Genomic DNA, 20,887 nt, shown 5'->3' with positions numbered 1-20,887 from the left:
GGGCGGATTTGAAAACCGAAAACGGCTGTGTCGCGGACAGCCGCTGGACCGTGCGCTACGCCCGGCTGTGCTGATTACGGCGTGGCCGGGCAGCCGATGACCAGTACCGACATGTCGTCATGGGCGGCGGCGCCTTTCAGGTGAGCGTTGAGGGCGGCGTGGAGGCTGCCGATCAGGTCGTCGTTCTGCGTGTGGGTGTGTGTGAGGGCTTCGAGCAGGCGCGCTTCGCCAAAGGCTTCGCCCGCCGCGGAGGTGGCTTCAACCACCCCGTCGGAGAGCATCACCAGTCGCGCCGGGCTGTCCCAGGTGAAATTTTCCACACTGCCGATGGCATCCGCCTCGCGGCTGACGCCCAGCGGCAGGCAGCGGGAGTCGAAGCGCCGCACGTACTGGTGTGCGGTGTCGATCAACATCACGTCCGGAATGCCGCCGACCCACACTTCGCCCTGGTGCTTCCCTTCATCCAGACAGACCAGCGCAGCAGCCACGAAGCGGCCCATCGGCAGTGAATTGACGAGCACGAAGTTGATCGATTCGACGATGCTGATGAGCGGCTGGCCCTGCTCGACGAGGCGGTAGAACTCCTGCACCACGGGCAGTACGCTGACTGCCGCGGCCAGGCCGTGGCCGGTGGCGTCGGCCAGCATGGCGTAGAGCCGGCCGTCGGGCGCGCGGGCGGCGAGGACCATGTCGCCCGAGAAGTTGGTGGCCGGCATGACCGCGTATTTCACGCCGGACTGGAGCATCAGGTCGCTGCGGATCTGGTGGTCGAGGATGCGTCGGGCCATTTCGGCTTCGCGCTGGTTTTGCTCGTAATGAATCTGCAGGATGCTGGCTTGTTCCTGCACGCGAAGCTGGGTCAGCTTGCTGTCGGTGTTGTCGCGCAGGGTTTCGACAACCGCGATGAGCTGTCCGGCACCGTCGAAGACCGGGCCGGCGTCCACCGCCAGATAACGCTGCTCGCCGCGGGCCGGCATGCTGCACCAGTTTTCGGCATGTACGCCATGGTCCGGGGTACTCGGGTCGTCATGTGTTGTGTAGAGCTTGTTGATGGCGCTCCAGTCACTGGTGGCCACCAGGTCGGCCAGGCATGGGCGCGGTGCGTCGTAGAAGGCCCGCCAGTGTTCGCGGGTGCCCATCACCTGGCTGGCAGGGATGCCGGTGAGGCGTTCGCAGGCCCGGTTCCATACGATCACCCGCTGCTCGGCGTCGAGCACGAAAGTGGGCACCACCAAGTGCTCCATCAGGGTGACGGCGAAGGCGGTGGGGTGGGTCGGCTCGGTGGCTGCGGTGCCCGGGTGGGCGCCGTTGGTATTCGACATGGACTCTCTCTCCGGCAAGGGCTGCGACAGCCACCCCGCGGCGGCTTCGGTCTTCATTAACGGCGCCGGCGTCCCGATCTTGCGCTGTTCGTGCCGTATGCCGTCAGGTTCCCCGTCCAGGGCCGTGGGCGAGGATCCGCTCCATGCCGGACATCACTGTCAGGTTGGCCTCTTCCATGCAGGTCAGGGCTTCCAGGGCACCGGAGAAGTCGCCGCTGCGGTAGCGCTCCACGGCTTGGCGGGCGTAGTCGTGCACCGCCTTGTGGGGGGCTTCCATTTCCCGGTAACCAGGCAGGCGCGAGAATGCGGCGCGCCCTTCGCCTTCGTAATACCAGCGGCCGAGGCGGCATTGGGTTTCGTCCGGCAGGTCGCGTGCCTGCAGTCCGGAAAGTCCGAGCAGCACCTTGTAGACCTCGAGCTTGAGGGTCAGCTCCTCGATGTTGGCCAGTTCGGCATTGGCCAGTTGCGAGGATGAGGCAATGGTGTTCTGCATGTGCTGCGAAAGCCCCAGTAGACGCTGCATGCTGTGCATGGCGGCCTGGCTTTCGGCGCCGTGGCTGGCCGCCGCGCCGGCCCCGACCTCCATGATCTTCTTGGCCTGGCCGGTTTCCGCCTGGATGCCGGTCACAAGGCCGCCGATCTCGGTCGTCGCCTTGGCGGTGCGTTCGGCCAGTTTGCGTACTTCGTCGGCTACCACCGCAAAGCCCCGGCCGGCATCGCCGGCGCGGGCCGCCTCGATGGCGGCGTTGAGGGCCAGGAGGTTGGTCTGTTCGGCGATTTCGCGGATGAGCTGGACGATGCCGCCAATTTCCGCCGCCCGCTGCGACAAACCTTCGATGCTGCTGCCGGCGGCGCTGATCCGCTCGAACATGGAGAGGAGGTCGTCGGCAATCTTCTGGAAGGCGGCCCGGTTGGCATCGGATTCGGTGGCGGCGGTGAGGGCCGATGCCTTGTCTTCATTCAACTGGTCCGACAGCCCCGAGAACGATTGTCGAATGCCCGACAGCGATTCGCCAAAGCGCGGGATGTTGCCCAGTACGCCGTCCAGCAGGGCCTGGCGCGTCGTGAGACGCAGGTTCTCGGCCTCGGCCCTGGCCAGGCGGGCTTGTGTTGCGGCCAGCTCGTCGTGAAGCGACTGCGTCCGGGCTCCGGCTGCCGTGTTTTCGGCCAGGGCTTCTGCCAGTTCCCGTCTTGTCTTTGAACCAAACATGTTTCCTCCGGCATCCGTCTGAATGCGCGTGTTTAATGTTGAGTAATTTGATCGGGTATTGAGTTGGCAGCCTTGATGGCGATCAAGGCAGGCCGGAGGTTGACGACATTGCGCATCCGGCAGCGCATTGCTAACATAGAAGATGTATATTATGTATATCTTATAGGCACTCATTCGCCCATGCCCGAACAGCCCAAGCCGCAGCGCATCATCCCGATCCAGCCGTTGTTCAAGGCTGAACCGAAGGTTTATCCACGCACCATCGAGGGTTTCTTCCAACGCTGGCGGTGGGGCTTCGTGTGGCTGACCCAGCTCATTTTCTACGGCCTGTGCTGGCTGCCGTGGAACGGGCGCCAGGCGGTGCTGTTCGATCTGGAGGCGCGGCGCTTTTATCTGTTCGATCTGGTGCTGTGGCCGCAGGACACCATTTATCTGGCCATCCTGCTGGTGTTGTCGGCGCTGGCGTTGTTTCTTTTTACGGCGGTGGCCGGGCGCTTGTGGTGTGGCTACACCTGCCCGCAAACCGTCTATACGGAAATCTTTCTATGGATCGAGCAGTTGATCGAGGGCGATCGTCCGGCGCGCATGAAGCTGGACGCGGCGCCGATGACGTCCTCCAAGCTCGGCAAGAAGAGCCTCAAGCACACGCTGTGGATCGTCCTGTCCTTGTGGACCGGGATCACCTTCGTCGGCTATTTCACGCCGATCCGCGATCTGGGCAACGAGGCGCTGACGCTGTCGATGACGGGTGCCGAGATTTTCTGGATCCTGTTTTACGGGGCGGCGACCTACGGCAATGCGGGTTTCCTGCGCGAGCAGATGTGCAAGTACATCTGCCCGTATGCTCGTTTCCAGTTCGTGATGTTCGACTCGGACACGCTGATCATTACCTACGATGAAGCGCGTGGCGATCCGCGGGGAGGGCGCTCGAAGAAGGCTGACCCGCGTCAGCAGGGGCTGGGCGACTGCGTCGATTGCGGGATCTGCGTGCAGGTCTGTCCGACCGGTATCGACATTCGCGACGGGCTGCAGGTGGAGTGCATCGGCTGTGCGGCGTGCATCGATGCCTGCGACCAGGTGATGGACAAGATGGACTACCCGCGCGGGCTGATCCGCTATTCCACCGAGAATGCGCTGAAGGGCGGGCTGGGGCGCAGCGAGATCGTCAAGCGGGCCTTCCGTCCGCGTACGCTGGTCTATTCGGCGGTGTTCCTGATTCTGAGTGCCGCTACCGCCTGGTCGCTCACCCACCGGCCGCCGTTGCGCGTGGACATCGTGCGCGACCGCGGGGTGATGTCCCGCGAGGCCGACGATGGCAGCATCGAGAACGTCTTCCACCTGCAACTCATCAACACCAGTGAAGTGACCCGAACCTACGCGGTGAGCGTGGCGGGCATCGAGGGCATTCATCTGGCCCGCCCGGAGACGGTGACTGTGCCCGGCGCTGCCGCCGCATCGGCGACGATCACCGTGCGGGTGGGCGCCGAACAGGCCGAGAATCTGCATGGCGCGCGAGCCATGCGTTTTACGCTGGCCGATGTGGGGAGCCCCGATGTGCAGGTCGAGGAAGCCGCGAAATTCTGGCTGCCCTGAGCGGCCAGCCACTTGCGTGGCCGGTCGGGGCGCTGTTTCAGTGCTTGCGGCGGATGCCGAGCAGGCCCAGGGAGGCGAGCGTGGCGAGGGCCAGGGTGCCGGGTTCGGGAACGGTCATCGGCGCTAGCGTGACGTCGCCAACGCCATTCGGATTGCCGACATAGCCTGCACTGCCGGTCATGAAGGGGCCGACCAGAATTGCGTGCTGCCCGGTCAGGCTGGCGTCGAAGTCGATGACCAGGATTGCGCCGTCGGTCAGGCTGCCAGGGTCGGTGCCGATGGTGTGCGAGCCGAGCTGGTAGATCATGCCCCCGCCAGACATCAGTGACTGGAGAAAGTCGGCGTAATCGACGGTGAAGGCCCCGACCAGGGTGCCGCCGGAATAGGCGAGATGGAAGTCGGTGATTTCATCGGCCATGCCGGCAACGCCGATGACCATGCCGTCGCCGTCCAGATCGCTGCCGGTGAAGTAACCGGAGACCGAGCCACCACCGGCGAAGCCGTCCTGGTAGAGGTTATAGGTGCTTGCCTGGGCGGAAGCACAAAAAGCAGCCAGACCGAGGCTGGCAACCGCAGCAAGGCGGTTGAGGGTACGATTTTTGATCATGTCTAGGACCGGAGTGGTGAAGGCTTTTACCCTGCAATGCGCTGATGTTTTTGTGACTTTATTCATTGAGGGTGTGTGAATTATATGCTTTTAAGGTATATGTTTTGCATTTTCGATCGTTTCTCCAAAGCTTGGGCGTGGCGACCTACAATTAAGCAAGACGCCACCCGGAGAAACCCATGACCGCACCCGACCCGCTGACTCTCGCCCTTGGCATGCCCAAGGCCGAACTTCATGTGCATATCGAAGGCACCCTTGAGCCGGAGCTGGCCTTCGCCCTGGCCCGTCGCAACGGCATCACGCTGCCCTACGCCGACGAAGCTGCCCTCAAGGCCGCCTACGCCTTCGACAGCCTGCAGAGCTTTCTCGACCTGTACTACGCCTGCGCCGACGTGCTGAGGACCCGGGAAGATTTTTACGACCTGATGCTCGCCTACCTGAAAAGGGCGGCGGCGGACAAGGTGATTCACGTGGAGGTCTTCTTCGATCCGCAGACCCACACCGCCCGCGGCATTCCCTTTACGACCGTGCTCGAAGGGCTCGAGGACGGACTCGCCGAAGGCCTGGCGCGCTACGGCATCTCCGGTCGGCTGATCCTGTGCTTCCTGCGTCATCTACCGGAAGAAGAATGTCTGGCGACGCTGGCCGAAGTCGAACCGTGGCTCGAACGGATCCACGGCTTCGGGCTGGATTCATCCGAAAAAGGCCATCCGCCGTCGAAGTTTGTCCGCCTGTTTGCCCGCTGCCGCGAACTCGGCAAGCCGGTGGTTGCTCACGCCGGCGAGGAAGGTCCGCCGGCCTACATCACCGAAGCGCTCGACCTGCTCGGTGCCCAGCGTATCGACCATGGCGTGCGGGCGGTGGAAGACGAGGCCGTGCTGGCGCGCCTGGTGCGCGAGGGCATTCCGCTGACGGTCTGCCCCCTATCCAATACTCGCCTGTGTGTATTCGCCAGGATGAGCGAGCACACTTTGCCGCGCCTGCTGGCGGCAGGTGCCCGGGTAACCCTCAACAGCGACGACCCGGCCTATTTTGGCGGTTACCTCAACGACAACATCCGTGCCGTGCAGGAAGCCTTTCACTTCGATGCCGCCACCTGGTACCGGCTGGCCCGCAACAGTTTCGAGGCGAGCTTTGCGAAGGCCACGGAAAAGGCCGGCTGGATTGCCCGGCTGGACAAGTATTTTGCGGCCGCAGGAGTGTCGCCGGGCTGCGGGTAAACCGCTGCTGATGAATGCGGAAAAACAGGGGTGGCCTGCGAGCTGCCCTTTTTTGTTGCCGCCTCCTTGTCGCACAAATGGCATTCACGCATTAAAGTGGGACATGCAGCCGTATTGCAGGATGCTCTTGCTTTGCTGTGTTCAACATTGTGTCAATTCATTCTCGTGAAATGCGTTGATTCGCCAAGACGATAATCCCCCGCCCGCCAGACTGGCCGAAAAAGCCTTTCTTGGATGGGTTGCCGGTGCTGCCTGTGTGATGCTTGCGGTGATCGTCGGGCTGACTGCGCTGGCTGCGCACCAGAGCCTGATCCGCAGCCGTGAGCAGGCGCGCATCACCACGCAGAACCTGTCGATGCTGCTGGAGCAGTACCTCATCGCGATCATCGACAAGGCTGACGTGTCGCTCCAGTCCGTGGTTCTCGATGCCGAGCGGCAGATCAGGGGGCGCGGCTTCCATGCACAGGCACTGGAAAGGCTGGCGGAGGAACACAAGGCCATCGCTCCGGAGCTGAACTCCCTGCGGATTGCCGACACGGCCGGGACTGTCTGGCTCGGGCGCGGTGCGCCGGCCAACGCAACGCTGAATATTGCCGACCGGGATTACTTCATCCGCTTGCGTGACGATCCTGCCGCGGATCTGGTGGTGTCCGGGCCGCTGTTTGGTCGTAGCAGCAGCAAGTGGGTGATCGTTCTGGCCCGGCGCTTGAACCACCCGGACGGTACCCTGGCCGGCATCGCCCACGCCAGTATTCCGCTTGAGCGTTTCGAGCGCCTGTTTGCAGGCATGCAACTGGGCAGTTTCGGCGCCATCAGCATGCGCACCGAAGGGCTCAACATGGTGGTCAGTCATCCCTCCCTGCAGACGCGACAGGGCGTGAGCGGCAGTAATACCGCCTCCGCCGAGGTGCGTACCGCCATGGATGCCCAGCCGCTCGCAGGCACTTATGTGGCGACCAGTCTGCTGGACGGTATCGAACGGATCAACGCTTATCGCAAGCTCTCTGGCTACCCTTTCTACATTACGGTGGGGCTGGCTACCGACGACTATTTGAGCGGCTGGCGCGCAGAGGTGCAGCGGCTGAGCGTACTCGCCGGGCTGGCGATCGTGCTGACACTGGTTTCCGCATGGCTGGTCTGTCGTTACTGGATGCGTCAGAGTGTTGCCGGCGCGGCGCTGGTGAGGGAGAGTGAGAGACGCCGCATGCTGCTTCAAAGCGCCAGCGACGGGGTGTATGTCCTCGACATGCAAGGCCGGGTGCTGGAGGTCAGCGATGCGCTGTGCAAAATGCTGGGCTACACGCGCAGCGAGCTGCTGAACATGCCTTTGTCGCGCTGGGAGGCGCGCTATGCGGCTGCTGACATCGAGTTGATGCTCTCCCGGCTGGCCGCCGGTGCGCCCCGCCCGGTCTTCGAGAGTGCGCTGCAGCGTTGCGATGGCGAAGTCGTCGAGGTGGAGCTTACTGCTGCCCGTATCGAGCGGGACGGAGGGACCGAACTGTACGTGTCGGCCCGTGACATCACCGAGCGCAAGCTGGCGGAGCAGGCGATGAGGGAGGCCAAGGAGGTTACCGACGCGGCCGTGAAGGCCAGGAGTGCGTTCGTCGCCAACATGAGTCACGAAATCCGCACACCGCTGCACGTCATCATCGGTCTTGGCCAGCTGCTGCGTCGGGATGTCACCCTGCCCGGCCCGCGGCGCAAGCTGGACCGGCTGTGCGACAGCTCCGAGCATCTGCTGTCCCTGATCAACGATTTCCTGGATCTGTCCAAGATCGAAGCCCGGCGATTCGTCATCGACAGCGCCGACTTTCGTCTCGGTACGGTGGTCGATCGGATCATGCACCTGTTCAGGGATCGGGCGCGAGAAAAGCGATTGACCCTGATTGCCGAAATCGCACCTGCCTTGCACGACCTGTCCCTGCAGGGTGATCCCTTGCGGCTGACCCAGGTTCTGATCAACCTGTGCAGCAATGCCATCAAATTCACCGACCAGGGCGGGGTGCGCCTGGGTATCGTTTGTGTGGCCGAGGATGCCATGAGCTGCACTTTGCGCTTCAGTGTCACGGATACCGGCTGCGGGGTTGCCCTGGTCGATCAGGCGCACATGTTCGAACCTTTTACCCAGCTTGATGCATCGACGACCCGCAAGTATGGCGGGACCGGACTGGGCCTGACCATCAGCCAGCATCTGGTGTCCTGCATGGGGGGCGAAATCAAGGTCGACAGTCAGCCGGGTGTGGGCTGTACGTGCAGTTTCAAAGTGGTCCTGCCCCGTGCCACCGCAACCGTGCCGAGCACGGTCGTGGCGCCGGCCATGGCCTTGACGGACAGTTTCCAGGGGTCGCGCGTCTTGCTCGTCGAGGACCATCCGCAGAGCCAGGAAATGCTGCTCGAGATGCTGGAAATTCTCGGTTGTTCGGGGGATGTGGCTTCCGACGGCATCGAGGCCATCGAGTGCGTGCAGGCGCGTTCGTATGACCTGATCCTGATGGACATGCAGATGCCCCGGATGGACGGTCTTGACGCTACCCGCGCCATCCGCGCATTGCCGGGGGGCTGCGAGGTGCCCATCATCGCGCTGACGGCCAATGCATTTATCGAGGATCGCCAGCGTTGCCTGGCCGCCGGCATGAACAGCCACCTCGGCAAGCCGGTGACGCCGGCCATGCTCGCGACGGTCCTGGGCCAATGGTTGCCCGACTTTAGCGTTGTCAGCGATACCGCGCCGGACTGCGACAACGCGTTGAGCCGTGCCGTGCTGCAGATTCCCGGACTCAAGGCCGGCTCTTCCTGGCTCTCCTCGACAGAGCAGATCGTCGCTTATTGTGCGCAGCTGGCCCGCTTCATCAGCAGCAGCGAGCAGGAAATCACGCATCTGTGCGCGCGCCTGCAGGCCGGTGAGCGCGATGCTGCACAGGCCCTCGCGCACGGCCTGAAGGGGATCGCCGGATTGCTCGGTGCCCAGCGTGTTGCCGCGCTGGCCGCCGCGATGGAGGACGGTTTGCGCAATGGCGCCGGCGAGTCTGTCATCAAGCACCTGGCGGACGAATGCCGGGCCGAGCTGGGAGGCCTGAACGAGGCCCTCCACCTGCTCCCGACGCCGTAGCCGGCCAGCATCTTTTCCATACCTTCACGATCTTCGGTCTCCGGTCGGGCGGCGGTGAGGTGGGCGTATACGGGGTGTTTGTCCGGCCCGGTCACGACGATCTTGTTGTGGGGAGCGGAAACTGCACGCCGTAGGCCAGAGGAAGGATCTGTCGGTATTCAAGACTGATTAACAAAATCGTTCGGGATTATGGCGATTGAATTTTTGGTAGACTGCGTGCCTGTTTTTGATTTTCTTGCACAGTCGACTGTCCGGCGCAGAGTGTCTCGTTGCCGGCACGCCCCCGAGTCCCATGATGATTCACGCAATGAGCGCCAGTGCCCTTTCACAGATGGATCAGCCCGCCTTCGTGGCGGCCCTCGACGGTATCTTCGAGCACTCTCCCTGGGTGGCCGGACGGGCCTGGCCCCAGCGTCCCTTTGCCAGCCGGGAGGCACTTCTGGATTCCCTTGTTGACACCCTTCGGAGCGCCCCCCGGTCCGACCAGCTGGCGCTGATCCGTGCTCACCCGGAGCTGGCCGGCAAGCGGGCGATGCATGGCGCACTCAGCGCCGCCTCCATCCGCGAGCAGCTTGGCGCGGGGCTGCTGGCGTGCATGCCGGAGGAGTTCGCCCTGATCCGCGACTTCAACACGGCTTACAAGGCGAAGTTCGGTTTTCCTTTCGTGATCGCCATGTCCGGGCTGTGGCGTGGTGACATCATTGCCGCCATGGCGCGCCGGCTTGCCCATGAGCCAGAGGTCGAGTTTGCCGAGGCGCTGGCGCAGATTGCGCGGATCGCGGCATTGCGGCTGGCCGAGCGGGTGGCCGACTGAGGGGTGACGGGCAAAAAAGAAGGGGATGACGAGGCACGAGGGAGGTGTGCCCCGCCATCCCCGCGGCGATGTGGCCGAGGAGGGGCGGCCTGCCGCAATACGACGGAGGAGAAACAATCAACTGCTGCTGCGCACTACACCTGCTCTGACACTTCAACCATGCTGCATGTACACCACGTGGGTCTCGGTGTATTCGTAAAGGCCGTGCTTGCCGTCGGCGCCGCCGATGCCCGACTTGCGGCTGCCGGCATGGAAGCCCTGCATGGCCTCGAAGTGCTCGCGGTTCACGTAGGTTTCGCCAAAGCGCAGGTCGCGGCAGGCGCGCATGGCGGCATTCAGGTCCTGCGTGAAGATCGACGAGGTGAGGCCGTATTCCGAGTCATTGGACAGGGCGACGGCTTCGTCGAGGCTGTCCACCACCTGCACCGGCAGCACCGGGCCGAAGATTTCCTTGCGCATGATTTCCATGTCGGCGGTGCACCCGGTGATCAGCGTCGGCTCGTAGTGGAAGCCGGCCGGGCGGTCGGCCTTGCGCCCGCCGAGGATCACTTCGGCGCCCTGTTCGCGGGCACGGCTCACCATGGCGGCGACCTTGTCGAGGCCGATCTGGTTCACCATCGGGCCCATGTTCAGGTCGGCATCCACCATCGGGTCGCCGTAGCGGGTGGCGGCCATGCGGACGCGCAGCTTCTCGGTGAATTCGTCGGCCACCGCCCGTTCCACGTACACCCGTTCAGCGCAGTTGCACACCTGCCCGGTGTTGATGATGCGGGAGTCCACCACCGCCTTGGCCGCCAGGTCGAGGTCGGCGCTGGCCAGCACGATGGCCGGGGCCTTGCCGCCCAGCTCCAGGTTCACCCGGGTCAGGTTGCGGCCGGCCACCTGCATGATGGTCGAGCCGGTCTGCACGCTGCCGGTGAAGCTGATCAGGCCCACGTCCGGGTGGCTGCACAGGGCCGCGCCGACGTCGGCGCCGCGCCCGCCGACCAGGTTGAAAACGCCGGCTGGCAGCTCGGTTTCGGCCACCAGACGGGCGAACTCGAAGGCGTTGATGGGGGTTTCCTCGCTCGGCTTGACGACGATGGTGTTGCCGGTGATGAGGGCCGGGGCCATCTTGCGGGCGATCAGGAAGAACGGGAAGTTCCACGGCAGGATGCCCACCGTGACGCCGATCGGGCGGCGCATCAGGAAAATGCTCTCGCCGGCCCGGTCGCTGGTGAGCACTTCGCCTTCGATGCGGCGCGCCCATTCGGCCATGTAGTCGATGTAGTCGGCGGTGAAGTCCACCTCGACCAAAGCCAGGCCGAGGATCTTGCCCTGCTCGCGGGTGATGATCTCGGCGAGGCGCTCCTTGTTCTGGCGGACCTTGGTGGCGATGGCCCTCAGGTGCCCGGCGCGCTGGATGGCGGGGGTGCGCTCCCAGGCTGGCTGGGCCCGGCGGGCGGCATCGACGGCGGCATTCACTTCGTCCGGCGTGGCGCTGGCGGTGCGGGCCAGCAGCACGTGGCTGGCCGGGTTATGCACCTCAATGGCGGTGGCCGGGTCGGCCGGGACGAAGCGGCCGTCGATGAAGTTCTCATACAGGGTGGTCATGGTCTGTCTCCGTTCTGGTTGTGGGGGCGAGGGGGAATTCAGGCGGGGCGGGCGAGCTTCTTGCCGACGGATTCGGAGGCGTAGCCGAAGCCGAGGCCGACGACCCAGGTCAGGGCGACCAGCGCGATGCTGATGTCGATCTTGCCGCCGGAGCCGAAGAAGGACGCGGCACCGAGGAAGGCCGCCGGGGTGTAGGACAGGGCGCCGATGTCGGCCATCGCCACCAGCACGAAGGCCAGTACGGCCACCAGGCCGACCAGCGGCAGCAGGCCGCCGCCAAGGGCCTGCACGCCGGCCAGGGTGATGGCGGTGAGCAGGATGCCGGCGATGCCGGCCGGTAGCGCCTTGCCCAGCCCGGCGCTGCCGCCACCAGCGGCAAAGAAGGCGGCCCAGGCGACAAAGCCGATCCACGGGTTGAAGCCGAGGGCCGGGTTGCCGACGCTGAGATAAACCCAGGCGGCGACGAGCAGGGCGATGCTGAAGGCGAGGGCGTGCAGGATCTTCATGGCAAAACTCCTTTTTGCTGTGTCGGGATGGCCGGGCGTGGGCAAGCGCCCGGCCGGGGTGTCACCACACGTAGGCGTATTTGATGTTCAGGCTGTTGTTGGCGGCGTGGTTCTTGCCGTCGATGCTGGTGGAGTAGCGCAGGCTGATCGACTGGTTGTCGAAGGTGTGGAACATCATCCCGAGGCCGCCGTCCAGGGCCCGGGCGCTGAGGTTGCTGCCGCGGCTGGAGGTGCTTTCATAGTCGACGGCGATGAAGGGTTCGAGCAGGCCGCTGACCCGGTAGCCGAGGCGGTGGTTGGTGTGGAAGGTGTTGCCCGGGCGGCTGCCGTCGCTCTTCTCGCTCTGGAAGACCATGCCGGCGTCGGCGGTCCAGCCCAGCTTGTCGGTGAGGCGCACGTCCCACAGGAAGCTGGAGAGGTTCTTCCAGTTGGTGTCGCTGACCCGGTTGTCGCCCACCGGGATCTGCAGGAAGGACTGGAAGCCGAAAGTGGAGGTGGGTGTCGGCTTCATCCACACGGCAAAGCCGGTGAGCGGGTCGCCGATGCCACTGATGTGGCGGTCGGCGGCGTTGGCCGCGTGCTGGTTGCGCACGCCGATTTCCGGGACGATGACTTCGTAGGCGAGGCCGATCTTCGGGTTGCCTTCGGGGGTCCAGAAGCGCACGTACTTGGACATGCCGACGATGCTCTGGCTGCCGTTGCCCTTCACCTTGTCGCCGCTGGCGTTGAAGGTGTCCTTGTTGTTCTGCACGGTGGCGTACTGGACGAAGACGTTGAAGGGCTTGAAGTCCACCGGGAGTTCGTACTCGTGGGGGCCGATGACGTCGAAGGTGGTCTGGGCGAAGGCGGCGGGGGCGAGGCCACCGGCCAGGCCGGCGACGACGAGGGCAGACAGAAGGCGATGCTGTTTCATGGGTGTCTCCTTTTTTGCTTTTTGGACGGGCTGAACCGGGTGGGCTTACTTCTGGAGCTTGAACACGTGGATCGTGCCGCCCTGCGGAACGACGGTCTTGTGCTCGAGGACGGCGTCGAAGGCGCCCTGCATGCGCTGGGCATCGACGCCCCAGCCGGACTGCACGGCCACGTACTGCTCGCCATTCACCTCAAAGGTGGAGGGCACGCCGGTGACGCCGGAGGGGGTGGGGGTTTCCCACAGCACCTTGCCGCTCTTGGCGTCGAGGGCGCGGAACATGCGGTCGTTGGTGCCGCCGCCAAACACGAGGTTGCCGGCGGTGGTCATCAGCGGGCCCCAGTTCATCTCGGGGTAGGTGTGGGTCCACACCTGCTTGCCGGTCTTCAGGTCCCAGGCCTGGATTTCACCGATGTGCTTGCGCGATTTTTCGGTCATGCGCACGTTGGTGAGGATGTTGTCGAGGGCGACCCCGATGTAGAGGCTGCCGGCCTTGTACTTGACGGGCTCGCCGGTCAGCTCGGAGCACAGGTTGTTGTTGGCAGGGATGTAGAGCAGGCCGGTGCCCGGGTTGTAGGCTTCGGGCGGCCAGTCCTTGCCGCCCCACAGGGACGGACAAAAGTTGGTGGTCTTGCCGGTGCCCGGAATGCGCTTGGCGTCGTAGGTGGGGCGGCCGGTCTTCGGGTCGAGGCTGGTGAACACGTTTTGCGTCACGTAGGGCCAGGCATCGACGTAATTGACCTTGTCCTTGGTGCGCTCGAGCAGCCACAGGTAGCCGTTGCGGCCGGCGTGCACCAGCGACTTGATCTTCTTGCCCTTGTAGTCGAGGTCGATGAGCAGCGGAGCGGAGACTTCGTCCCAGTCCCAGGCGTCGTTCCAGTGGTACTGGTGGTGACCCTTGAGCTTGCCGGTGTCCACGTCGAGGGCGATGGTGGAGTTGGCGTAGAGGTTGTCGCCGGGGCGGGTGTCGGGCATCCACGGGCCGGCGTTGCCGACGCCCCAGAAGGCCAGGTTGGTTTGCGAATCGTAGGTGCCGGTGATCCACACCGAGCCGCCGCCGGTCTTGTAGGTTTCGCCGGGCCAGGTTTCGCTGCCCGCCTCGCCGGGGCCGGCAATGGTGTAGGTGCGCCAGGCTTCCTTGCCGGTTTCGGCGTCGAAGGCGGCGACGAAGCCGCGGATGCCCAGCTCGCCACCGGACGAGCCGACCATGATCTTGCCCTTGGCAGCCAGCGGGGCGAGGGTCATGTAGTAGCCCTTCTTCCAGTCGGCCACGGCGACCTTCCACAACTCCTTGCCGGTGGCGGCATCCAGTGCCACCAGGAAGGCGTCGGTGGTGGCCAGATAGAGCTTGTCGCCGTAAAGGGCCACGCCCCGGTTGGTGGGGTGGAGCTGCATGAGCTCGTCGGGGATGGTCTTCTTGTAGCGCCACAGTTCCTTGCCGGTGCTGGCTTCCAGGGCGATGACCTGGTTGTTGGGCGTGGACACGTACATGTAGCCGTTATTGACGATGGGCGGGGCCTGGTGGCCTTCGGTCATTCCGGTGGCGTAAGACCAGGCCGGCACCAGCTTGCCGACGTTCTGCGTGTTGATCTGCTTGAGGGCGCTGTAGCCCCAGCCTTCGTAGTTGCCGCGGTACATCAGCCAGTTGCCGGCCTCGGGCTTGGTCAGGCGGGCGTCGGTGACGGGGCTGTAGGCCGGCAGGCCGGCGGTGGCGATGGCAGGCAGCAAGGCCAGCCCGGCGCAGAGCGCCTTGAGTCGGGTGTTCATGTCTGGATGTCTCCTTCTTTATTGGTGTGGGTAGGACGGGTGCGACAGGAAATCAGGCGGATTTGGCGACCCCCGGCCGGGCGGTGAAGGGGCCGGCGACGACGAGTACGCCGTCCACCTCCTTCAGCGGCAGGAGCGGCAGGGTGCGTGGGGCGGGGCCGGCCATCACTTCGCCGGCCCGTCCGGGCGAAAACTTGGAGAAGTGGCAGTAGCACATGAGGGTCTGGTCCTTGGGGACCCACTCGGAGATCTCGCAGCCCTGGTGCGTGCACACCGAGGAATAGGCGAGGACGCCGCCGGCCGCGTAAGGCTGCACGTCGGGGTGCAGGTCCTGCGGGGCGACGCGGATCAGGATCACCTTGTTGAGACGGCTGCCGTCCCGCATCGCGCCACTCGCCGGATCGAGGGGGAAGGCCGGCACGGGCCTGGCATTCGGCAGGATTTCGGCGGAATGCATGGCCGCCGGACGGCCTTCGCTGTCGGCCCGGGCCAATTGATCGCCGACCTTCGGGTGGGAATTGGCGGCGTCATCGGCGAGAACCTGTCTGGCCAATCCCAGCCCGCTACAAAGAAGCAGGGCGGAGGTGGATTTCAGGGCCTTCCGTCGGTCGGGTGACGACACGGTCTCGGGCGTGGCGTCAGTGCATGCGGGGCATGGAATATTTTTCATTTTCCTTTTTGCGCGGTGGTTTGTGGCCCGGCTTATTAGGCAAGGCGTGTGCCACAACGAAAAAATGGGCAATGAAAAAGGATTTTTAAATAAAAATACTTTTTAAACAGTATCTTGGGGTTTGTGTTTATCTGGGTGGGGAGTTCTCTTATGGAATTCGGGTTTTATTTATTCGGGCGGAATTCCTTCTCGCCGCCACAGGTGTAGCGGTGCCTGGAACAGGTGTAGTGTCGCGTTGCTGCAATTTGCCCGCGCAAATCAGGATGTTGCGTTGCGGTAATTGTCAGGGTATTCCCGATGAACGCTTTTTTATTCGCGGGGCTATTCCGCTTGGGCTATGATCGATCCACAAATACGTGCGATAGACGGCGAATAGAGATCGTTCAAATCGCGCACCAAAGGGCTGGAGACATGAAGGAGCGTGATATGCAGGGCAGACCTGGGGATAGCCTGGCCGGGGGGCATTTTGCCGGCGGAGTGTTGAGCCTTCTTTCCAACGAGGAGCGCCTGCAGGCGTCGTGGCGTCGTTCCGAGGAGCGTTATCGCATCGATCCGGATACCCGCGCCAAGGCCCGGGTGCTGTCCGCTGCCGAGTGCCGCGATGTGCGCGAACACATGTCGTCCTTTCTGCGCATTGCCCAGCTGGGGGTGACGCGCCTGCACGAGCAGGTGCGTGATTCCGGTTATTGCGTGCTGCTCACCAACGGGCAGGGGGCCACGGTGGAGTTTCGCGGCAATCCGAGCCTCGACGGTGAATTCCGGCGGCGTGGTTTCATCCTCGGGGCGTGCTGGTCGGAAGGGGAGGAGGGCACCTGCGGCGTCGGCACGGCCATCGTCGATCGTGCGCCGATCCTGGTGCATCGCGAGGAGCACTTTCGCAATCACAACAACGGCATCACCTGCAGCGCCGCGCCGGTGTTCGGGCCGGAGGACGAGCTGGTGGGCGTGCTCAACGCCTCGGCCTTCGCTGCGCCGGAGAACCGCAACAGCCAGGCGGTGGTGTACCGGCTGGTGCAGCAGAACGCGCTGGCCATCGAGAACGCCTTGTTCGTGGAGGCCTGCAAGTCGGCGTGGATATTGTCGATCAGCGCCCCGGGCGATTGCTGGAGCCTCGGCGAGGTGCATTTTCTGGCCTTCGACGATGGCGGGCAGATCCTGGCCGTCAGCCGGCGCCTGCGGGCCGGGCTGTTTGCCGGTGCAGCCCTGCCGTCGCGGCGCCTGGAGGATATTTTCGATCAGTCGGCGGTGGCGCTGGTGAAGCGTGCCCATGAACGGCCGGGGGCGCCGATTCCGCTGCGTTGTCTGGCCAACGGCTTGCTTTTCGAGGCCCAGCTGCGGGCGCCGGTGCGTGAGGCCCCGCCCCGGCCGGCGACGTCTGCGCGCCGTGGTTTCGATGCCCTGGCTGCCGAAGACCCGCGGGTGCTGGAGAGCATCGAGCGGGTCAAGCGGGTGGTGGACCGCAAGCTGACCATCCTGCTGCTCGGCGAGACCGGCTCCGGCAAGGAGGCCTTCGCCAAGGCCATCCACGGGCACAGCCAGCGCTGCGACAAGCCCTTCGTGGCGCTCAACTGCGCGGCCATCCCCGAGAGCCTGATCGAGAGCGAACTTTTTGGTTACAAGGAGGGTGCCTTCACCGGCGCCAAGGTGAAGGGGGCGAAGGGCAAAGTCCAGCAGGCCAGCGGCGGGACGCTGTTTCTCGACGAGATCGGCGACATGCCCCTGGCCTTGCAGACGCGCCTGCTGCGGGTGCTCGCCGAAGGCGAGGTGGTGGCGCTGGGGGCCTCCGAGCCCGAGAAGGTGGATTTGAACGTGGTTTGCGCAACCCACCGCGACCTGGCTGCGATGGTGCGCGCCGGGCTGTTCCGTGAGGATCTGTTCTACCGCCTCAATGCGGCGGTGTTCCGTTTGCCGGCGCTGCGCGAACGCTCCGACCGGCGCGAGGTGATCCGTCAGGTGCTGGACGAGGAGCTGGCCACCGCGGGTCGTGCGCTGGCCCTGCCCGAAGGGGTTCTGGAGCAACTGGCAGCCTATGCCTGGCCGGGCAACATTCGCGAGTTACGCAATGCGCTGCGCTTTGCCGTGGCCGTGTGCGATGACAATGCACTGGCCCTGGCCCATTTTCCGGAGAGCCTGATGGTGGCGGCTCCGGCACCCGTCCCGCAGTCGCTGACCGGCGAGGCACCACCTGCCGCACGTTCGATCGCGGCTGACGGGCGGGAGCAGATTCTGGCTGAACTACGCCGCTGTCACTGGAACATCTCGGCAGCGGCAGAGGCCGTCGGCGTGTCCCGCTCGACGCTGTACCGGCGCATGCAGCGCTTCGGCATCGTTGCGCCGAACGCGGCCGATGCGATGGAGGCCCACGCCCGGCTCGATCACTGAGCCGGCAGGGCCGGCTGCGACTGGTTGAGCCGCTGCGCGGCCTTGCTCACGCTGCATTCGGTCAAGCAGGGCGGCCAGTACGCGCAATCGGGGCCGGATTGGCAGGTCGGGGTGGTGCGTGGGGAAAGGGGCTGCACTGTGGGGGGCGTCGCGTTGGCCTACATCGCGGCCTGAACTCCCCGGAAAACCTGCTGCGGGGGGGGCGTTTCTGCCAGCGCTATCCGGTTGCGTCCCTCGGCCTTGGCGCGATAAAGCGCGTCATCTGCACGACCGAGGGCCTGCTCTGCCGTGGTGTCTTCGGCGAGCATGAGGGCAATGCCAATACTTACCGTGATGGCGATGCGGCGCTGGTCCATCAGGATCGAGGTCTCGGCAACCTTTCGGCGAATGCGTTCGGCAAAAGCCGCCGCGGCGTCCGGGTTGCTTCTTGTCAGCAGCACGGCAAACTCTTCACCGCCAATCCGGCCGGCAAGGTCGCCGGCACGCAGCTCGTCGCGCAGCAGGGAGGAGAACAGCCGCAGGACCGCGTCGCCAGCAGCGTGGCCGAGGCTGTCGTTGATCGACTTGAAGTGGTCAAGGTCGAACATCAGGACGGCGACCGGGTGGTCGGCATCCCGCAGCAGGTCCGCATGGGTTTCTTCAAGACGAGCCAGAAAATGCCGGCGATTGGCCAGTTGGGTGAGTGAATCGGTGGCTGCCAGGCTGCGTAACTCGGCTTCCATCCGCCTGCGTTCGGTAATGTCACGCGAAAAGCCCACCGTGCCGATATTCCGGCCGTCTACGACGACCGGTGATTTGAAGGTTTCAAACCAGCGGAGCGCGCCATTCATCTCGATCTGTTCCTCGAAACTCCTTTTTTCGCCGCTGGCCATTACGGCGCGATCGTCGGCACGATAGGCGTCCGCCAGTTCCCGGGAGGTGAGGTCGTAGTCCGTCCGGCCTTCCAGGGCCTCCGCCGAAGGCCAGCCGAAGGTGTGGGCAAAAGGCGCATTGACGGCGAGAAAGCGGCTTTCCTTGTCCTTGAGCCAGACCATGAACGGGCAGTTGTCGAGCAGGGCTCGCTGATATTGCTCGCGCTCGTGCAAGGTTTTTTCGGCCGTGATGTCGATCACCACCATGTGCAGTTCGCGACCGTTGTCGTCCGGGGCGGCTTCGATTCTGACCAGTGCTTCGGGGCGCTTGTCGGTGGCGGTGAGGACGACTTCGCAATTGCCCCTGCATTTTCCGCCCAGCACTTCCGCCTGGAATTGCTGCAGATCCGCAAGGTATTCCGGCTTTACGAAGGCGTCGAAGCGGTGTTGCCCGCATTGTGAGTGCTTGATGCCGAGCAGAATGGCACCGGCAAGATTGAGCTTGAGAATGGCTCTGGATGCATTCAGCGTGAAATAGCCGACCGGTGCAAAGTTATAAATGTCGGTGTATTTGCGCAGCATGGCCTGGGCGTCTTCGTAGGCGTGGCGCAGACTGGTCGGGCCGGGGGGGTGTCCCCGGGCAGGAGCAGGTTCCGGCATCTCATCGAAGAGCCGCTCGTATTCGGTCTTGACTGCGCGGTAGCATTCGCACACCCGGGCCTCCAGACCAGGGCGATTGATCACGACCATATATCCACGGCTGTACTGGATCAGGCCGGCCGCCTGCAATTTTCCCGCCGCCTCGGTGACGGCTTCACGGCGTACGCCCAGCATGTGGGCGATAAGCTGGTGGGTTACCAGGAGTTTATCGCCCGGCTGGCGGTCCAGATAAAGCAGGAGCCAGCGACACAGGCGCTGATCGAGCGAATGGTGTCGATTGCAGACAAGGCTTTGCGCCATTTGCGTCATGAGCGCATGGATATAGCGCAGCGACAGCTGGAGCAGGTGGCCACCCTGCCCGAGTTCAAAGCGCATCGCGTCGGCCCGCAGCCGATAGGCCCCGCCGGCGCTTTGGACAACCGCCTTGTGTGTTGCGCACTTTCCGCCGAGGATCAGGGTCGTGCCGACCAGGCCATCGTTACCCGTCATCGCCAGTTCCGCCGATGAACCGCTTTCTGTTGTCGATGTCAGTGAAATGAGGCTCGAGGTCGGAAAGTAAACAAATGCCGGTTTGTCGCCACAGTCAAAAAGCACTTCGCCGCGCTTCAGGAGGACGAATTCCATCGCATCTACGTGCCGTCCGTATTCCTCTACCGGAAGGCACGCCAGAATACGGTTCATCCTCGGGCTGTTGACCCATTCGCCAGCCATGGCGATTTCCTCGGGGTTCAAGCATGGCGTCTCGTCAAACATGAATCGTCTCCTCCACGGGGCCATTTTTGAATTTTGAGAAAGGCTTGGGGAAATTCCGTTGACGTACGGTTTCGTTTTTCTTTATTGCCCGTTATGGGCTGCAGGCCAGAAAAAGACGGTGCTGCACGACTTGCGGAGTCGAGCCTGCAGTGTAGGTTTATTCGCCGAAAATCCTATCGGCCAAACGCGCGAGTGTTGTCAGTGATGGGTGAGTCTATTGTAGGAATTTGCCTACCGGCGAATGTTTAGTTGTCCAGCTTGTGCTTGAGCACGTAGCGGGTGATCTCCGTGTTGTGCTTGAGCTCCAGCTTTTCCAGGACCCGGGTGCGGTAGGTGCTGATGGTTTTGGGGCTGAGATGGAGCTGTTCGGCGATCTCGGTCAGCGGTATGCCCTTGCTGATCATCAGCATCACATCCAGTTCGCGCGCCGACAGGCGGTCGTGGGGCAATTTTCGACTGATCGAGGCGGACCCGCTCAGCAGTCTTTCCGTGAGCTGGGGGCTCAAATAACACTCCCCGGCGCTGGCCCGGCGAATGGCCGCGAGGATTTCCTCCGGAGCGCTGTTCTTGGGCAGATAGCCGGCAGCCCCCGCTTCCCGGGCGGCCAGCGCGTATTCATCTTCGGAATACATGCTGAAGATCAGAACGGGTAATTCCGGCCGTTCCCGTTTGATGCGTTTGAGAACCTCGATACCATTCAAATCCGGCAGGCCGATATCCAGCAGCAATAAGTCCCAGCTTTGCGTACTGACCAGTTTGAGCGCGTCCTGACCGGTTCTGGCTTCACCGGCAACTTCGAAGCCTCCGGTATTGGTAAGAAATTGTTTTAATCCACCGCCGACCACCGCGTGGTCATCAACGATAAGAATCCTGATCATGTCGCGCTACCAATAAATGCATCTGCTCCCGGAGCAAGACTA

15 protein-coding genes and 1 pseudogene are annotated in these 20,887 nt (G+C 63.8%); 5 read left to right on the top strand and 11 right to left on the bottom strand.

Annotated elements, in window-relative coordinates:
* Nucleotides 1-74: 74 nt before the first annotated feature.
* From ETQ85_RS05500 to ETQ85_RS27420, 3 genes and pseudogenes are all read right to left on the bottom strand, one after another.
* Entirely contained in the window at nucleotides 75-1,322 is a 1,248-nt protein-coding gene (locus ETQ85_RS05500) for a SpoIIE family protein phosphatase (RefSeq protein WP_148578056.1), read from the bottom strand.
* Nucleotides 1,323-1,425: 103 nt separating this feature from the next.
* Entirely contained in the window at nucleotides 1,426-1,815 is a 390-nt protein-coding gene (locus ETQ85_RS27425; protein WP_246128637.1) for a CZB domain-containing protein, read from the bottom strand.
* Nucleotides 1,816-1,842: 27 nt separating this feature from the next.
* A pseudogene (locus tag ETQ85_RS27420) lies at nucleotides 1,843-2,193 on the bottom strand (methyl-accepting chemotaxis protein); the annotation flags it as partial.
* 519 nt (nucleotides 2,194-2,712) lie between these two features.
* On the opposite strand from ETQ85_RS27420, the gene ccoG reads away from it, so the two are divergent.
* Nucleotides 2,713-4,125, top strand: coding sequence for a cytochrome c oxidase accessory protein CcoG (gene ccoG, locus ETQ85_RS05490; protein ID WP_148578054.1), 1,413 nt, complete (start codon nucleotides 2,713-2,715; stop codon nucleotides 4,123-4,125).
* Between the two features lie 37 nt (nucleotides 4,126-4,162).
* Here the strand turns inward: ccoG and ETQ85_RS05485 are convergent, their stop codons facing one another.
* Complete coding sequence (locus ETQ85_RS05485; RefSeq protein ID WP_187394588.1) at nucleotides 4,163-4,732, bottom strand: PEP-CTERM sorting domain-containing protein; 570 nt, start codon at nucleotides 4,730-4,732, stop codon at nucleotides 4,163-4,165.
* Nucleotides 4,733-4,911: 179 nt separating this feature from the next.
* Between ETQ85_RS05485 and ETQ85_RS05480 the strand changes: the two genes are divergently transcribed.
* From ETQ85_RS05480 to uraD, 3 genes are all read left to right on the top strand, one after another.
* Complete coding sequence (locus ETQ85_RS05480; RefSeq protein ID WP_148578052.1) at nucleotides 4,912-5,952, top strand: adenosine deaminase; 1,041 nt, start codon at nucleotides 4,912-4,914, stop codon at nucleotides 5,950-5,952.
* A 259-nt stretch (nucleotides 5,953-6,211) separates the two neighbouring features.
* Nucleotides 6,212-9,061, top strand: coding sequence for a response regulator (locus ETQ85_RS05475; RefSeq protein ID WP_148578051.1), 2,850 nt, complete (start codon nucleotides 6,212-6,214; stop codon nucleotides 9,059-9,061).
* Nucleotides 9,062-9,353: 292 nt separating this feature from the next.
* Nucleotides 9,354-9,875 carry a 2-oxo-4-hydroxy-4-carboxy-5-ureidoimidazoline decarboxylase gene (uraD, locus tag ETQ85_RS05470; protein WP_148578050.1) on the top strand — a complete coding sequence of 174 codons (522 nt, stop codon included), beginning with the start codon at nucleotides 9,354-9,356 and terminating at the stop codon, nucleotides 9,873-9,875.
* 153 nt (nucleotides 9,876-10,028) lie between these two features.
* Here the strand turns inward: uraD and aldA are convergent, their stop codons facing one another.
* The 5 genes from aldA to ETQ85_RS05445 form a co-directional block, all read right to left on the bottom strand.
* The gene (gene aldA, locus ETQ85_RS05465; protein WP_148578049.1) at nucleotides 10,029-11,468 is read right to left on the bottom strand and encodes an aldehyde dehydrogenase; all 1,440 of its coding nucleotides are present in this window, start codon (nucleotides 11,466-11,468) and stop codon (nucleotides 10,029-10,031) included.
* A gap of 38 nt (nucleotides 11,469-11,506) precedes the next feature.
* On the bottom strand, nucleotides 11,507-11,974 hold the full coding sequence (locus ETQ85_RS05460) for a DUF1097 domain-containing protein (protein WP_148578048.1): 468 nt from the start codon (nucleotides 11,972-11,974) through the stop codon (nucleotides 11,507-11,509).
* A gap of 61 nt (nucleotides 11,975-12,035) precedes the next feature.
* Entirely contained in the window at nucleotides 12,036-12,887 is an 852-nt protein-coding gene (locus ETQ85_RS05455; protein ID WP_148578047.1) for a transporter, read from the bottom strand.
* Nucleotides 12,888-12,932: 45 nt separating this feature from the next.
* The gene (locus ETQ85_RS05450; protein WP_148578046.1) at nucleotides 12,933-14,651 is read right to left on the bottom strand and encodes a methanol/ethanol family PQQ-dependent dehydrogenase; all 1,719 of its coding nucleotides are present in this window, start codon (nucleotides 14,649-14,651) and stop codon (nucleotides 12,933-12,935) included.
* A gap of 52 nt (nucleotides 14,652-14,703) precedes the next feature.
* Nucleotides 14,704-15,321: a QcrA and Rieske domain-containing protein gene (locus ETQ85_RS05445; RefSeq protein ID WP_148578045.1), complete on the bottom strand. Its 618-nt coding sequence runs from the start codon at nucleotides 15,319-15,321 to the stop codon at nucleotides 14,704-14,706.
* A 426-nt stretch (nucleotides 15,322-15,747) separates the two neighbouring features.
* Between ETQ85_RS05445 and ETQ85_RS05440 the strand changes: the two genes are divergently transcribed.
* Entirely contained in the window at nucleotides 15,748-17,703 is a 1,956-nt protein-coding gene (locus ETQ85_RS05440; RefSeq protein ID WP_148578044.1) for a sigma-54-dependent Fis family transcriptional regulator, read from the top strand.
* Between the two features lie 158 nt (nucleotides 17,704-17,861).
* Here the strand turns inward: ETQ85_RS05440 and ETQ85_RS05435 are convergent, their stop codons facing one another.
* Nucleotides 17,862-19,967, bottom strand: coding sequence for a diguanylate cyclase (locus ETQ85_RS05435; protein ID WP_148578043.1), 2,106 nt, complete (start codon nucleotides 19,965-19,967; stop codon nucleotides 17,862-17,864).
* 245 nt (nucleotides 19,968-20,212) lie between these two features.
* Nucleotides 20,213-20,845, bottom strand: coding sequence for a response regulator (locus ETQ85_RS05430; protein ID WP_148578042.1), 633 nt, complete (start codon nucleotides 20,843-20,845; stop codon nucleotides 20,213-20,215).
* Nucleotides 20,846-20,887 lie beyond the last annotated feature (42 nt).

Source organism: Zoogloea oleivorans (assembly GCF_008107625.1).
Taxonomy (GTDB): Bacteria; Pseudomonadota; Gammaproteobacteria; order Burkholderiales; family Rhodocyclaceae; genus Zoogloea; species Zoogloea oleivorans.
Note: the sequence above shows the minus strand (reverse complement) of the source record. Positions and strands in the feature narration are given on the sequence as shown.